The sequence below is a fragment of the Paraniabella aurantiaca genome (assembly GCF_050309965.1).
In the GTDB taxonomy this organism is placed as follows: domain Bacteria; phylum Bacteroidota; class Bacteroidia; order Chitinophagales; family Chitinophagaceae; genus Niabella.
Genome location: NZ_JBLOSY010000001.1, coordinates 1,660,081 through 1,676,436, shown reverse-complemented (window position 1 = coordinate 1,676,436; position 16,356 = coordinate 1,660,081). Strand labels below are relative to the sequence as shown.

Sequence of the window (16,356 nt, the reverse complement as noted above, 5' to 3'; positions counted from 1 at the left end):
CTTACTGGTATACCCTTACATAATCCACCTCCATCCTTAAGGGAAATATGGTGTCGTCCACGCCTTTTTGTCCGCCCCAGTTACCGCCTACGGCGATGTTTAAGAGCAAAGACATTTTATTATCGAAGGGCCAGTATTCATAACCCTTTTGCTCATTGGTACAACTAAAAAATGGTTTGCCATCGATAGATACGGTGAGCAGCTTTTGGTCCCACTCTACCGAATAAATATGGAAGGCTTTTGAAAAATCGGCGACAAAAGTTTTAGCCGTTTTTTGTGTGCCTATAACATGGTTGTACTTTTTACTATGTATGGAGCCATGTACCCAGCCCGGATCGTAACCCACATGCTCCATAATATCTATTTCGCCGTCATCGGGCCATTGCTTCATATTTTCTGCCAGCATCCATATAGCAGGCCAGGAACCGCGCCCGGCGGGCAGTTTAGCCCTTACCTCTATTCGTCCCTGCGACCAGTAAGCTTTTCCCTTCGTAACCAGTCTTGCCGAAGTGTAGTTAAACTTTTCGATTTTCTCTTTACGGGCTTCTATAATTAAATGCCCTTTTTCAACTCGCGCATTCTTTTTATCCTTTGTATAGTATTGCAGCTCGTTATTGCCCCAGCCATTTTTGCTGCCTAAATCATAATCCCATTTGGTACTATCGGGCAAACCTTTATAATTAAACTCATCACTCCAAACGAGTTTTCGCGGAGCGGTTTGGGCTATGGAAGTAATAACCAATAATGATAGGGTAGTTAGGCAGAGCAATCGTTTCATGATTATTTTTTTATCGGTCTTTTTAGTAAGCGAGAGCAGGTAATTAGTTTTACCCGTTTTATCAGAACCAAATTACTAAAGTATACAATATAACAGGTGAATATAATGAGACATATTAAAGTTCAAGACTTTTGGGGTATATTAGTTCAAATCATTTTACTTCTTTTACACTTATAATAATAATGCTACAATTAGTAGCGCTTATGTGATTTCATTTTACCTTCGCCCTTTATGATAAAAAACATACTCTTCGACTTTGGCGGCGTTTTTTACGACCTGGACTTCAGTAAAACTTCTGAGGCATTTAAGGCTTTGGGATTTACCGACTTTGATAATCAGTTCACTCAATACCAGGCAGACACCTTGTTTCAGCAACTGGAAACAGGAGCCATTGGCCCCGAGGTGTTTTTTGGTAATATCCAATCCCTATTACCCGCTCCTGTCACCCACGAACAAATACGCAATGCCTGGAATGCACTATTGTTAGGCTATAGATCAACCAGCCTGGCCTACCTGGCTGAACTTAAAAAGGAATATCAACTCTTCCTGCTGAGCAATACCAACCAGATCCATTACGACTATTTTACAGCCCAACTTTTGGAACAAACGCCATACCCCTCACTGGAATCCTTCTTTACCAAAGCCTATTACTCGCAACAGGTGGGACTTAGAAAACCGGACACTGAAGTATTCGAGCATATTTTAAAAGATGCCGGTATAAAGGCTGAAGAAACTTTGTTTATTGACGACTCTTATACTAATTTCCCCAATGCCGAGAAATTGGGCATGAAAATTTATTTGTTGAAACCAGGAATGCTGATCGAAGACATTGATTACAAAAGCTTCCATTAACAACTATAATCTTAAATCCGTTTGGTCATGGCAGATGTGCTGATCCCGCTACTCACCCTTATTGCGCTTGAAGTTATTCTGGGTATTGACAATATTATATTCATATCTATACTGGCCGATAAACTGCCGGAAAACCAAAGAGCTAAACTGAGGTTATGGGGTATTGGCCTGGCTATGGTAATGCGCCTCATTCTACTGGCCGTAATTTCATGGATATTAAAGCTGGATCAAAACCTGTTCACGCTTTTCGGCATGTCTTTCACAGGTAAGGAGCTGATACTTATTGCAGGTGGCTTGTTTCTATTATATAAAAGCACCAAAGAAATTTATCATAAAACCGAAGAGCCTAACCCGAACGACCCGGTTAATGTAAAAACAGGCAGTTTTCGTAAACTACTTTCTGAGATCATTGTGCTTGACCTGGTTTTTTCTATCGACTCCATCATTACGGCGGTGGGTATGGTGCAGGAATTATGGATCATGTACACAGCGGTAGTAGTTACGGTGATCATTATGCTTATTGCCGCCAAACCCATCAGCGAATTTATCAGCCGCCATCCCTCCTTTAAGGTGTTGGCACTCTGCTTCCTGATGCTGATTGGCGTTGCATTACTGGCCGAGGGCTTTGAAGTAAAGATCCCGAAAGGCTATATTTATTTCGCTATGGGCTTTTCCTTCCTGGTTGATCTGATACAGATGAAAACCGTTGGAAAATCTAAACCCGGCATCCATAAATAATCCAGCTATTAATCCACTAAGCATAAGACCCGAACACATCATCGCTATCAGAAGATAAGCGGACAACTTCTTTGTTGATAACATATAAATGAGGGAATACCCCAAAATAAACAGCGGCATAATTAAATTGGGTATGGTGACCAACTCCACAATGGCCTGCCCCAGGTGACCAACATCAATTTTATATTTTTCAACCAACTGCATTGCTGTAAAATATACAGGCGAGAAAATAGCAGCAGCTAATATCAGCTTTTCATTAATCAGAGGTTTTGATTTCATAATTTACGCTTATGGATGCTAAATTATAATATATGCTTACCGGGCGTTTTGATAATTATCAAAAAAAGGCGGCTGTAAGAAAATGCGTTTATTGACAGCGGGATAGTTGAGCGGTTATTAAGGTGCAAACAAAAATCCCGGAGCAAGCTCCGGGACTCAAAAATATATTCATTGCGGGAAACTAGTGACCTTCACCCTTAGCAGGCTCTGCTGCCGGAGCTCCTGAGTGAGATTTAGGCATGGTAGTTTCTTCAAAATGTTTATCATATTTGTTACGCAGGTTTTTATAAGACTGACCATCAGCAAGGAAAGCGATGATGAACCAGACAAATAAAGCTAAAGGAACAACGATTGTCATAATAAAATTGCGAATCTCATCGCCCAGGTGCATAAACACCGAAACGATATAATAAGCTTTCGCCAGGGTTAAAATACAAACGATTCCTTTCAATAATAATATAAAGAAATAAGGTGGCTCTCCCTTATGTAAGAAGTAAATTAAAAAACCAATAGCTAACTCAATGATGGTGATAACAGACAGAAGCATCGTAGTCTTCCACACCTTCTTTTTAAACGTTGCGTCGTCAGAATGATGATGAGACACAGTTACCTCGGGGTAAGCCGCTGAAGGAGAAATATCTTTTGTAGGATCGTAATGATTACTCATAACTTTTATAAAAAATCTTTAATACAAAATCAAATTACACAAATACTGTTCCTGCTAATGTTAGATCAGATAGAAACACAGGAACACAAATACCCAAACCAGGTCTACAAAGTGCCAGTACAAACCAGCTTTTTCAATCATCAGGTAATGCCCTTTATTTTCAAACACATTTCCTCTGGTCATTAACAACATTACAATGTTGATGATCACACCGCTAAATACGTGGAAACCGTGGAAACCTGTAATACCGTAGAAGAAACCACCAAATGCAACCGGACCTTTTTCACGAATATGAACTGCATCGCTATTGCTGATCAATTGTACCAGCTGGTCTTTAGGAGTTGTTAATAACTCTGCATGAGAAGCCGGGGATAAATGATGCTCCCCTACTAAAGTAGCCAAAGTTTCAATAGAAGAATTTTGTAATGCCGCTGTTACTTCAGGACCATGTACCAGGTTACCCCATGGATTGTGACGGGTAGTCTGGCTGATCAATTCTATTTTACCATCAATTAACGTAGCATGCTCTGCAGTTAACAGGTGATGCCACTCTAAAGCCTGGCAACCTAAAAACGCTAAGCCCCCTACAATGGTCCATAATAACCATTTTTGAACATCCGCTTTATTACGGTTATGACCTGCATGCACAGCTAATACCATGGTAACAGAGCTGATGATCAGGATAAAGGTCATGATACTTACGAATACCAATGGCAGGTTAGTGTGACCCGCACCCGGCAAGGCGTTAAATACCACGTTTGGATCTGGCCAGAAGTTCTGGCTAAACCGGGTGGTACCATAAGAGATAAGGAACGCGCCGAACGTAAAGGCATCGCTCATTAAAAAATACCACATCATCACTTTTCCGTACTCGATATTAAAAGGGCTTTTCCCTCCGCTCCACCATTTGGTACGATGTGTGTTTACTGTTGCTTCGTGTGCCATTCCTTAGAAAAAATTTTATCCAACAATTATAAAAAATATTAATAAATACAACCACAAAAGGTCTACAAAATGCCAGTACATGCCCATTACTTCGGCAGGAACCGCACTATATAATTTACTCTTTCCTATTAAAGACCTTACCACCATCACAATCAATGCTACAACGCCGCCTAATACGTGCAAACCGTGCAAACCGGCAATTGCATAAAAGAACTGGCCTGCACCGGATGATCCTTTAAAGCGTATATTCTGATCCCATAACTCACCAAATCCCATCACCTGGCAAATTACAAAAGCCAACCCTAATACTACCGTCACACCCATCAGGGAACGATAGCGCTGCATTTCTCTGGCTTTAAATGCTTTAATAGCCATTTGCATGGTTACGCTGCTTGCTAAAATTACGACAGTTGAAACCCAGAATATTTTGGGTAATACAATCGTTCTCCAACCTGTAAGATTACTTTTTACAATAAAAGCACTCGTAAGACCCGCAAACATCATAATGATACTTGCTATGGCTACCCATAAAGTAAATTTATGAGGATGTACTCTTTTATGCTGCTCGTTGCTCACTATATCCACGTTCAAATTTTTTAATATAACTTTTAGGTACTAAACCTTTGCCAATAATAAGGCCAGTAAAACAACCGGTAAATACATATAGCTTCCAAACATCACATTTCTCGCACTCTTCACATCCATCTTACTATACAAAGTCACACACCTCATGATCATAAAAAGATTGGCTATAATGATCAGCACCAATGCAATAATTCCTCTTACTCCTGCTGAGCTGCTAATGCCGGTAAAAAAAGGAGCTACCGTAATGGGCACCAGTAACAGCGAATAAACCAGTGTTTGTAATGCCGTAAACTTGGTTGGACCTTTGTCACTCGGCAATAATTTGAAACCAGCTTCACTGTAATCTTTATGCGCTACCCAGGCAATGGCCCAGAAGTGTGGAAACTGCCATAAAAACTGGATACCAAACATTACCGCACCACCCAGCCAATCTATTTCCTGGCCTGGTACAAATCCAGCCACCCAACCTATTAAACAAGGAAGAGCTCCCGGAAAAGCGCCTACCAGAACAGCGATAGAGTTTACCTTTTTTAGCGGCGTATAAACAAAGGCATATAAGAACAAACTAAATGCTGCCAATGCTGCCGCTGTCCAGTTAAAATAAAAGCCTAAGATAAATACCCCTAAAGCGCCGGTAAGTACTGCAAAACCCCAACCCTGCTCGGGCGTTATACGTCCGCTGGCAATGGGTCTTTTAGCCGTGCGTTTCATCAAAGCATCGGTATCCTTTTCAACCACCATATTGATGGTGTTGGCACTACCCGTAACCAACATTCCACCTGCAAAGAGCAAAACGATCCGCCACCAGTCAATCAGCACATCGGGCACCAGCAGGTAACTGATTACGCTGCTAAATACCACCATTATACTTAAAGAGGGCTTTACAAGTTGTATATAATCTTTAAAGCCGGTTCTTTCCTGTTTCAAATTGTTCATGGTTCATTGTTAATGGCCATTAGGCTAAAGTCCGTCGACCATTGACTATTGACCATTGACTACTTCTCTTCTTAATGCGAACTTTCTTTTTCTCCTATCGGCTCAGTCTGAGGAATGAAATCTCTTCCGTCTTTACCATAGTCGTAAGCCCAACGGTGAACTTCAGGAATTTCACCATCCCAGTTACCATGACCCAGACGGATAGGCGTAGTCCACTCCAATGTAGTAGCACCCCATGGATTCAGTGTTCTTACCCTTCTTCCTTTATAGATAGAATAAAAATAGTTGAATACGAACATGAGCTGAACTGCAAACACTAATACTGTTACCACTGTGATCATAGCATCCAGACCATGGAACTGGCTGAAGCTCACCCAGCTGCTTTTATCCAGGTACCTTCTTGGCATACCGGCAAAACCCTGGTAGTGCATGGGCCAGAATATAAGGTAGGCACCTATCAATGTAACCCAGAAGTGGATATAACCTAAAGTATTGTTCATATACCGGCCAAACATCTTGGGGAACCAGTGATAAATACCGCAGAACATACCAAAGAATGCGGATACACCCATTACAATGTGGAAGTGAGCGATCACAAACATAGTGTCATGCAGGTGAATATCGATAGTTGAGTTACCCAGGAATATACCGGTTAAACCTCCGGAGATAAATAAGCTAACAAAACCAATAGCAAAAAGCATAGCAGGTGTAAACCTGATATTACCACGCCATAAAGTAGTTAACCAGTTAAATACTTTGATAGCGGAAGGCACCGCAATTAAAAGCGTCAATAATACGAATACCGATCCGAGGAAAGGATTCAGCCCCGTGACAAACATATGGTGCGCCCATACCAGGAAGGCGAGTACGCAAATAGCAAACATAGAGAACACCATCGCCATATAACCAAAGATAGGCTTACGTGCATTTACCGACATTACCTCCGATACGATACCCATGGTAGGTAAGATAATAATATATACCTCAGGGTGACCTAAGAACCAGAATAAGTGCTGGAACAGGATGGCACTACCACCTTCGTTTGCCAAAGCTTGTCCGGCAATATAAATATCACTCAGGTAGAAGCTCGTACCCAGGTGACGATCAAAAATCAATAATACCACACCTGATAATAATACAGGGAATGACAATACACCCAAAATAGCAGTAAACAGGAGCGCCCAGATAGTCAACGGCACCCTGGTCATACTCATACCTTTGGTACGCATGTTCAATATGGTTGCGATATAGTTCAACCCACCCAAAAGCTGGGAAATAATAAACAACGCCATACCAATGATCCAGTAATCCATACCCGCTTTAGAACCTTCTGAAGCCTGGCCCAGGGCGCTCAGCGGAGGATAGATCGTCCAGCCACCGGATGCAGGTCCTGTCTGGATAAACAAAGAAGCCAGCATTACTATACTTCCACCAAAAAAGAACCAGTAAGATAACATGTTCATCATAGGAGATGCCATATCTCTTGCCCCAACCTGCAATGGAATAAGAAGGTTCGCAAAAGTTCCGCTCAAACCGGCAGTTAATACAAAGAATACCAGTACCGTACCGTGCATAGTAGTTAATGCATAGTAAAACTCAGGTCTTAGCTTTCCACCCTCAGCCCATTTTCCGAAAAATGTTTCCAGAATCGGGAAGCTTTCATCAGGAAAACCTAACTGCAACCTGAACAATACCGAAAACAAACCACCAATAATCGCCCAAACAATACCCGTAATAAGGAACTGCTTAGCAATCATTTTATGATCCATGCTAAAAATATACTTCGAAATGAAAGTCTCTTTGTGATGCGCATGCACATGATGATGATCATCTGCATGGTGACCGTGGCTTGCTGTTTCCTGGTGGGTATGTAAAATATCGCTCATAAAAAATTTCGTCTTTAATATCGATCTAAAGGTATATCAAATTATTTTGCAGTAGCAGAATCGGGTTTAGCAGCAACCGCAGCGCTGTCTGCCGGTTTTGCCGCTGAAGAATCTTTGGCAGCAGCCGGAGCCGCAGCAGTTTCTTTATCAGTCACTGCAGTCTTGTATTGCGCTTTCTGGCTTGCCATCCACTGATCGTATTCTTCCTGGGTTTCAACAATAATTTCTCCGCGCATGCCCGTATGTCCCGCTCCGCACATCTGATCGCAGGCAATTTCAAATACAAAGTTCTCCTGGCCTGTTTCTTTGATCATCTCTTTGGTGGTCTTAATAGGAGTAAACCATAAAGTAGTAGGCGTTCCCGGTACCGCATCCATTTTCAGGCGGAAATGTGGTAAACCTACACTATGAATCACATCTTTAGCGCCAATTACCAGTCTTACAGGTTTGTTTACTACCAGGTGCAAAGGACCACCCGATACAATATCATCATGGGTAGCTTCATCATCCCAGATCAAACCTAAAGAGTTATCATTGCTCTCATCAATAAATTTGTAGTTCTTTTTACCTAAAACGCCATCCTTGCCCGGGTAACGGAACTCCCATTTAAACTGGCTGCCGGTAATTTCTACTGTAGCAGCATTTTCAGGAGCAGCACCGGTAATCTGGAACCAATACACTAAACCAAATGAGATTAATACTGTTAAAACAATGGCAGGAACAACAGTCCAGATCATTTCCAGCTTATTGTTATGCGGGAAATAGTATGCTTTTTGATTTTCTCTTTCCTGGTATTTAAAAGAATACCAAAACAACAATACCTGAGTTAATACAAACACAATACCCGTAGCAATCAGGGTATATTTCAACATCCTGTCTACTTTGATACCATGGTCAGAAGCAGAGCTGTCAAAACCTAATGTTTTATCAGCCAGGGTATGATGCGCCCAATACACACCAAAAAGACCTACAATCAGAAACACTAACAACAAAAATGCATTGATCCTGTTAGACTGCTTTCTGGTTCTTTCCTCCCCTTGTACTATTGATACAAATTCAGTCGCCCTTGCAATCTGAAAGGTGATAATGAATCCCAATAATAAAATCGTTATTAGTAAAAAAGTATGCATACGATGTATTGTTCTGTTATGTTATATCTTATTTTTTGTGATCAGCCATGTGCTTCTGTCAGCTTTGTTGCGTCGCACTCTTGTACTGATGAATATATCTCAACTATTCTTTAAACCGCTTTACGTTTATTAAGTATGGTGAATAACACTCTCTTTCGCAAAAGGGTGATTTTTTACTGTCAAAGGATATTTACTTAATGTACGCGCCACCAGCAACATAATCAATCCTACAAAGAACATAGCAATGCCCATATCGAAAATAATAGACGGAACTTTATCAGGAGACACTGCTGGAAATACCATCTGGTAGAAATCAAGCCAGTGACCGAAGATGATCAATATTGCCACAAATGTTACGATAGTGTAATTACGTTTCGAATCGCGGCTCATGAAAATAAGTATTGGCCCAACGAAATTGATAATCAGCATAAACCAGAAGATACCGGAATAAGGACTTTGTCTGGCACTGTTACCAATTCTGTTTACGAAATAAATAGTTTCCTCAGGTTGGTTACTATACCAGATCAACATAAACTGGGAGAACCACAGGTATGTCCAGAAGATAGAAAACGCGAACATAAATTTACCCAGGTCGTGTAAGTGCTCCTGGTTTACTGCAGGCAGTAAGCCATTATTTTTAAGAAATACCACATAAAGAGCGATCAGCGCAATACCCGCAACAAAAGTACTTGCGAAAGTATACCAGCTATACATGGTACTGAACCAATGGGCATCAATACTCATTAACCATAACCAGGGTAAAGATGACATTATCGTTAAAGCAAATACAACCAGGTATAAAGCTGCCATTACGGTGTTATTCCATATAAACTTCTTTTTGGCTTCTACTGTTACCGGAGGGTTTGTATCCAGGCTGCGCGAACGTTGTCTCATTTTCCAACCCAGGAACGACCAGAATACTACCGTTAAAACAGTTACGCTCACATAAAATCCTTTATTCAGGAATCCTTTTTTAAAGTTCAGGATCTTGTCGTGCTTCACATGCTCTGTGTCAGTCCAGTGATAAATAGTATGATTATCACCAAAAACAATCGACAGCAAAATCACAGCGGCTATAACACCGATTACAGGAACTGCCGAAGAAACGGCTTCTGTAACCCTTGAAAAACCAATTTGCCATCCACCCCATGCTAATGTAGTGGCGCACATAAAGAACATAGCTGCATTCACTACCAGCAAAAAGTAAACGCTATTTTGTAACAGGCTTGCCCAAAAGCGTGCGTGGCTTCTGTGTACTTCTTCCTCACTGCCGGTTGCGCCATGCGTTGAAATATACAGCGCAATAGTCGCTACCAAACCTACGGCCATTAACACATAAGATATAGTGTTATACTTTTTTGTAGGTAAAAATTTTTCTACTGTTGACATTCCTGATCTTTATTAAATAAGTTCAAATAAATTAATTCTTTGCCGTTGCTGCGCTATCTACTGGTGCAGCGGCGGCCGGAGTAGCTGCCGGGGCTGCTTTCTTTTGCTTCGATTTAATATAAGCCACTACTTCCCAGCGCTCTTTGGGCGTCAATTGAGAAGCATAACTACCCATTTGTCCTTTACCATAAGTAATAGAATAAAACATGGTACCGGGAGCCATCGCCTCATAAACCGCATCGCCAACTAAAGTGGCAGGTTTTGCAGAGTAAGGACCTTCGCCACCTTTGAAAAGAGGACCGTTACCATCCAATGCTGCACCATGACAAATACCGCAGTTTACCAGGTACAATCTTTCAGCTTCTTTCAGGTTTACGGTAGCACCGCTATCCAACGGATTCTTCAGGCTTGCAGATTGCGCATACCCCGTAGAATCGTGTTTCAGATTAAAATGAAACGCAAGATCTTCATTTGTAGAAACGGTTCCTGCAACAGGAAGCCTGTTGTAATATATACCAGAATCTTTCAGCTCTTTAGTAGAAGCATACGTTTCGTAAGCTTTACTGTAATACATATCAGGCATATAAGCAATACCAGGCTCTTTACCTGCGCCACAACCAGCGGCTACTGCGCTAAGCACCACAACTGCTATATAAAAATATTTGTTCATCTGTTTCTTTTCCTTGAGTTGATATTAATTAAACCTGGGGTACTTTCTTTCCAAATCTTACTGTTTCCCTGTCATAGCGGCCAATCCACCAATCTGCTTCACGATGCTGAATTTCTACACCTTGTGCACCAACACTTTGCAAAAAGGCAATCGCCTCTTCTTCATTTGTTTTGTCAGTACATTCAATAGCCATTGTAAAGGTATCGTCTGTACTACGCAGGTTAAAGTGGTCTTTTTTCACAAACGGAGCCAGTTGGCACAGCCAGCAAAAAGTAAGCACCATACCCACAGCAGCAAATAGTACTGTAAGCTCAAACATAATAGGAATCCATGCCGGTAAAGAGAAGAACGGCTTTCCACCAAAGTTGATCTTCCAGTCGAACGCCAGCATAAAGGTGATAAAGCCTATGGCGGTAGAAGTACCTGTGATACCGTAAATGAAACCGGCAATATGAAGATCAGTATCCTTTAGTCCCATCACTTTGTCTAAACCATGGATAGGAAAAGGCGTATACACATCGTGTATTTTGTACCCGGCACGACGAACCTTCGTTACCGCCGGAAACAAAACCGTCTCTTCGTAAAAATTACCTACAACAAATTTTTTAACGTTCATATATTTTTTGTTACTGGATTCTGGTTACCGGATTCTGGTAAATACCGACCCAAAAACCTTGTCAACTTATAAACCCTGTCCGCCGACAGGCAGGTTTTCAACTTACTATTAATGATGATGGCTTTGCTCGTGCTCAAACGCATCATAGCTTTCTTCTTCCTCTTTGCTATAACCAGCTTTGTAGCTGTCACCGTTTTTCTTCAGGATATGTTTGATCTCAGCGATCGCAATTACCGGGAAGAATTTAGAGAACAGGAAGTAGCAGGTAAAGAACAAACCAAACGTACCCATATAGAAACCAATCTCCCAGATTGTTGGAGTGTAATAAGTACTCCATGAGCTTGGTAAATAATCGCGATAGATAGAGGTAACGATGATCACAAAACGCTCAAACCACATACCGATATTTACTAGGATACTCATAAAGAAAGTAACCAGGATATTACGTCTCATTTTACGGAACCAGAAGATCTGCGGAGAAATTACGTTACACCCCATCATCAGCCAGTAGCTCCATCCATAAGGACTGTTCAGGTTCAAACGGTTTTCTTTAAAAGCAAACCACTCGTAAGGCGAAGCACTATACCATGACATGAATAACTCTGTCAGGTAAGCGATACCTACAATGGAACCGGTAAGAACAATAACCTTGTTCATTACATCGATATGCTCTATAGTGATATATTGCTCTAAACCTAGTACTTTACGTGTGATCAATAAAAGCGTTTGCACCATGGCGAAACCACTGAATACCGCACCCGCTACGAAGTAAGGAGGGAAGATAGTAGTGTGCCAACCTGGTATAACCGAAGTTGCGAAGTCAAAAGATACGATCGTGTGTACTGAAAGTACAAGAGGTGTAGAAAGACCGGCTAATACCAACGACAATGCTTCATGTCTTTGCCAGTGTTTGGTACTACCCGTCCAGCCAAATGCCGCCAAACCATAGAAGAACTTACTCCATTTTAATTTAGCACGGTCACGTAATGTTGCCAGGTCAGGCAATAAACCAGAGTACCAAAACAAAAGAGATACCGTAAAATAAGTAGAGATCGCGAATACGTCCCAAAGAAGTGGTGAGTTAAAGTTCACCCACAACGGACCACGGGTATTGGGATAAGGCATTACAAAGAAAGCGTTCCATACACGACCCATGTGCCAGATCGGGAACTGGCCTGCACACATTACCGCGAAGATCGTCATTGCTTCAGCCGCACGGTTTACACCGGTACGCCAGCCCTGGCGGAAGAGCAATAAAATGGCAGAGATCAGGGTTCCCGCATGACCAATACCTACCCACCATACGAAGTTGGTAATATCCCAACCCCAACCAATCGTTTTATTCAGGTTCCACTGGCCCGTACCATACACTACATCCATATATATGGACACTACACCAAAACCTAATAAGCCCAACGATATAATGAAACCAACCCACCATAATTTGCTGGGTTTAGCCTCCACCGGACGACAAATGTCTTCCGTTACATCGTGGTAGGTTTTATTTCCCTCCACCAATGGCGCCCTGGCCTGCGATTCGTATCTGATTAATGACATAATTATCTATAAAAAATTCTAAAAGTCAAATTCTAAATCCTGATATTGTTTTGCCCTGTTACAGAGGTTGCGTCGTCTATTAATGATGCGCTTCTTCTGCGGCAGGCTTAGCTCCATGTCCTGCTTCAGCGCCATGCCCTGCAGCTTCGTGCCCCTCTTCATGATGCTCATCCCCGGCAAGCACTTCGTCGGTATTTCTAACTTTAGCCAGGTAGCTAACATTAGGTAATACGTGCAGTTGCTCCAGAGAGTAGAATAAACGCTGAGGATTATTCTGCCTGTCCTGGCTTACACGGCTTGCTTTATCATTAATATTACCAAACACGATCGCGTCTGCATTACAAGCCTGCATACAAGCTGTTTTTGCTTCTCCGTCGCGTAAAGGCCTGTTTTCTTTTTTAGCTTCCAGCTTAGCGTGTTGCGTACGCTGGATACAGAAAGAACATTTTTCCATTACACCACGGGAACGTACAGTAACATCCGGGTTCAACACCATGCGTGTTAACGGATCGTTCATCTGGAATATAACCGGATCTAATTTACCAACGATCGTCTGATCCTGGTTGTGAGGGAAGCTATCTGCTCCTGTATAATCTAACCAGTTAAAGCGACGTACTTTAAACGGACAGTTATTAGCGCAATACCTTGTACCGATACAACGGTTATAAGCCATTTGGTTAATACCTTCTTCACTGTGGTTGGTTGCAGCTACCGGACAAACGTTCTCACAAGGAGCGTTATCACAATGCTGACACATCATAGGCTGGAATACCACACCTTTTAACTCATCTGCATTGTTCTCGTCGCTGATGAAATAGCGGTCGATACGAAGCCAGTGCATATCGTGGTACCGAAGCACTTCACTTTTACCAACAATAGGTACGTTGTTCTCAATATGACAGGCTACCACGCAGGCACCGCAACCAAAACAGGCATTCATGTCTACGTTCATACCCCATTTCAATCCCGGAGTTTCGTGTACACCATATAAAGTAGCTTCTTTTCTGAAGTCGCCGGTTGTTGCAGCGAAAGTTTCTACCAGGTGATCTCTCCACTCTTTGATCTCATTAGGTCTTTTCTTGAAAGTACCGAAAGTAGTTTCTCTCAATACTTCAACACGGCCTTCATAAGAATTGTGTATCTGTGTTTGCGCTACTTTTTCTTTTCTTCCGGCATCAGTTACCGTAACATTCGGATTTACGAAGCTTACTGTTGTTCCGTTGAATGAAGTGAAAGGAAATGCATTAGCACCTACACCAGCTGCGGTACGGCCTGTGAATTCGGCACGACCGTATCCCATCGGGATCGCAATCGTATTCGCATTCATACCAGGCATTACCAGTATCGGCAATTCAATGCTGGCTTTACCGCTTTGTATTTTAATTACCGGCTTTTCAGGGTAATATTCATAATCATTATCTAACTCAATGCCTAATTCTTTTGCTTTTGCAACAGAAATAAGTGCGTAGTTACCCCAGGTAACACGCGTTACCGGATCTGGCAGCTCTTGTAACCATGGGTTAGTGGCTCCAACACCAGTACCAACACCCACGTTTCTGTATACCACCAGCTCATCTTTACCACCTGCAGGCGTAGCAGATACAGCAGCAGCAGCAGCAGCAACAGCAGCACCGGAGTAAGAGCCTCCTGTAGCAGCTGCATTTTCAATAACACCCGTTTTTAAGGCATTAAGGAAAGCTATTTCACCGCCCAACTTAGAAGTCCAGAATTCTTTATGGTAATCATGATACTCTGTGGCATTACCACTCAACTTTAATAAAGTATCCTGGTATGCTCTTGTTTTAAACAGAGGATTGATAGTAGGTTGCAGAAAGCTAACGATGCCGCCTTTAGGCTCTGCATCTCCCCAGCTCTCCAGGTAATGGTGAGTAGGTAATATATATTTTACTAACTGCGTTGTTTCGTCCATTCTTTCGCTGAACGATACAGAAGTATTTACTTTTTTAAGTGCATTGGCAAAACGGGCACCATCGAAATAATCGTAAACCGGGTTTGCGCCGTGAATCAGGATCGCTGTTACCTGTCCGCCTTCCATTTGGGTCAGTAAGTCAGCGAAATCTTTATCAACTGCCTTTGAAGTATTAGATGGTCTGGTAAAGTCGATGGTAGAGCCATAAGCACCAATAGCGCCGTTGATTGCATTTACCAGCGTTTGTACGTTTACATCGTTGCTGCCCGATACTACCAGGCCACGTGCACCCGCCGCTTTCAGATCGGCAGCCGCTTTGGCAATACCTGCGCTTAATTTAGCATCCAGGGCAGGAGCGGTAGCGCCGCCACCCACTGCTGCCAATAAGGCTAAAGCAACAGCACCCGTTTGTGAAGGACGATGCGCAAAACGCTCATCGGCGTTAGAACCAGTCATACTTAAGAAGCCCTCAAAATGATAATGCTTATTCATTTTAGGATTCTTCTCGTCTATTTTCCGGCCTTTGGAATATCCTGAAGCCTGCTCAATTGGGTTTAACCATGTTCCCAGGAAGTCTGCACCCAGGCTTACAATTACATCCGCATTTTCAAACCTGTAGGTAGGTAAGTTTCTTCCAAATCCTGATGCTTCGTTGGCCAGCAACATACCGCTGTAGTTAGCAGGGTCGTATTGTACCAAACGGATCTTTGGATTTTTCGCAATAATATCTAAAGTAGATGGAGATGTAATAGTGTTAGAAAGTAAAACAATCTGGCCGGCGCTGGCTAACTCGGCAGCAATTGTTTTATCTAAATGTTCGTAAGTACTTTCTTCAAATTTATCGCCTACTTTTCTTTGGGGAAAACGAAGGCGGTGTGTATCGTACAGATCTAAAACAGATGCCTGAACTGCTGCAGAAGTACCTCCGTTAGTAAAAGTGGCTTTATCATTTCCTTCGATCTTAATAGGACGGCCATCTCTCACTTTTGCCAATACCGGAACCACTTCTCCACCCTGTACATAAGTAGTAGCGTAAAATTTTGCCTCACCAGGTACAATACTCTCTGGCTTAAAGGCGTAAGGAATGGCTTCGCGAACCTTTGTTTTACAGCTGGCTGCTAAGGTTGCAGCGGCAGTGCTAAAACCAAGGTATTTCAAAAAGTCCCTGCGCGGGGCTTTTGCGTCTAATAAGCCCTTGCTGTCAAAATCTTCAAAAGGCAGCTCTTCGCGAAACTCGTCGCTCACTTTCTTCTGAAAATTTTCAGGATCATTTATTTCTCCGAAACCTTGCCAGTACTTTTTACTCATATCTTTATCTAATGTGATAATTTGCTAATGTGATAATTTGCTCTTCGCTTCAGCGTTCGTACTGATGGAGTGCATCAGCACAATAACTGA

The 16,356-nt window shown here is 42.2% G+C and carries 14 protein-coding genes; 2 read left to right on the top strand and 12 right to left on the bottom strand.

The annotated features are described in order from the left end of the window. Window position 1: 1 nt before the first annotated feature. Window positions 2-778 (bottom strand): glycoside hydrolase family 16 protein, encoded by a 777-nt coding sequence (locus ACLOAU_RS07190; RefSeq protein ID WP_427861180.1) that lies wholly within the window; start codon window positions 776-778, stop codon window positions 2-4. Between the two features lie 231 nt (window positions 779-1,009). Here ACLOAU_RS07190 and ACLOAU_RS07185 point away from each other — a divergent pair, with 231 nt between their 5' ends. Continuing rightward, a complete protein-coding gene (locus ACLOAU_RS07185) occupies window positions 1,010-1,630 on the top strand; it encodes an HAD family hydrolase (protein WP_427861179.1) in 621 nt (206 codons plus the stop codon). Between the two features lie 27 nt (window positions 1,631-1,657). Further along, a complete protein-coding gene (locus ACLOAU_RS07180) occupies window positions 1,658-2,368 on the top strand; it encodes a TerC family protein (protein ID WP_427861178.1) in 711 nt (236 codons plus the stop codon). A gap of 460 nt (window positions 2,369-2,828) precedes the next feature. On the opposite strand, the gene ACLOAU_RS07175 is transcribed toward ACLOAU_RS07180, so the two are convergent. The 11 genes from ACLOAU_RS07175 to ACLOAU_RS07125 all read right to left on the bottom strand — a co-directional run bounded on the left by ACLOAU_RS07175 (window position 2,829) and on the right by ACLOAU_RS07125 (window position 16,266). Further along, on the bottom strand, window positions 2,829-3,314 hold the full coding sequence (locus ACLOAU_RS07175; protein WP_427861177.1) for a cytochrome C oxidase subunit IV family protein: 486 nt from the start codon (window positions 3,312-3,314) through the stop codon (window positions 2,829-2,831). A gap of 60 nt (window positions 3,315-3,374) precedes the next feature. Then, window positions 3,375-4,259 (bottom strand): cytochrome c oxidase subunit 3, encoded by an 885-nt coding sequence (locus ACLOAU_RS07170; RefSeq protein WP_427861176.1) that lies wholly within the window; start codon window positions 4,257-4,259, stop codon window positions 3,375-3,377. A gap of 15 nt (window positions 4,260-4,274) precedes the next feature. Next, the gene (locus ACLOAU_RS07165; protein ID WP_427861175.1) at window positions 4,275-4,844 is read right to left on the bottom strand and encodes a cytochrome c oxidase subunit 3; all 570 of its coding nucleotides are present in this window, start codon (window positions 4,842-4,844) and stop codon (window positions 4,275-4,277) included. A 30-nt stretch (window positions 4,845-4,874) separates the two neighbouring features. Continuing rightward, a complete protein-coding gene (gene cyoE / locus ACLOAU_RS07160; protein WP_427861174.1) occupies window positions 4,875-5,780 on the bottom strand; it encodes a heme o synthase in 906 nt (301 codons plus the stop codon). A gap of 71 nt (window positions 5,781-5,851) precedes the next feature. After that, complete coding sequence (locus ACLOAU_RS07155; protein WP_427861173.1) at window positions 5,852-7,666, bottom strand: cytochrome c oxidase subunit I; 1,815 nt, start codon at window positions 7,664-7,666, stop codon at window positions 5,852-5,854. A 41-nt stretch (window positions 7,667-7,707) separates the two neighbouring features. Then, window positions 7,708-8,796 carry a cytochrome c oxidase subunit II gene (locus ACLOAU_RS07150; RefSeq protein WP_427861172.1) on the bottom strand — a complete coding sequence of 363 codons (1,089 nt, stop codon included), beginning with the start codon at window positions 8,794-8,796 and terminating at the stop codon, window positions 7,708-7,710. 129 nt (window positions 8,797-8,925) lie between these two features. Then, window positions 8,926-10,185, bottom strand: coding sequence for a quinol:cytochrome C oxidoreductase (locus ACLOAU_RS07145; RefSeq protein ID WP_427861171.1), 1,260 nt, complete (start codon window positions 10,183-10,185; stop codon window positions 8,926-8,928). 31 nt (window positions 10,186-10,216) lie between these two features. Beyond that, complete coding sequence (locus ACLOAU_RS07140) at window positions 10,217-10,855, bottom strand: c-type cytochrome (RefSeq protein WP_427861170.1); 639 nt, start codon at window positions 10,853-10,855, stop codon at window positions 10,217-10,219. Between the two features lie 28 nt (window positions 10,856-10,883). After that, a complete protein-coding gene (locus ACLOAU_RS07135) occupies window positions 10,884-11,471 on the bottom strand; it encodes a DUF3341 domain-containing protein (protein ID WP_114790180.1) in 588 nt (195 codons plus the stop codon). 108 nt (window positions 11,472-11,579) lie between these two features. Further along, the gene (nrfD, locus tag ACLOAU_RS07130; RefSeq protein WP_427861169.1) at window positions 11,580-13,028 is read right to left on the bottom strand and encodes an NrfD/PsrC family molybdoenzyme membrane anchor subunit; all 1,449 of its coding nucleotides are present in this window, start codon (window positions 13,026-13,028) and stop codon (window positions 11,580-11,582) included. A 79-nt stretch (window positions 13,029-13,107) separates the two neighbouring features. After that, window positions 13,108-16,266, bottom strand: coding sequence for a TAT-variant-translocated molybdopterin oxidoreductase (locus ACLOAU_RS07125; RefSeq protein WP_427861168.1), 3,159 nt, complete (start codon window positions 16,264-16,266; stop codon window positions 13,108-13,110). Window positions 16,267-16,356 lie beyond the last annotated feature (90 nt).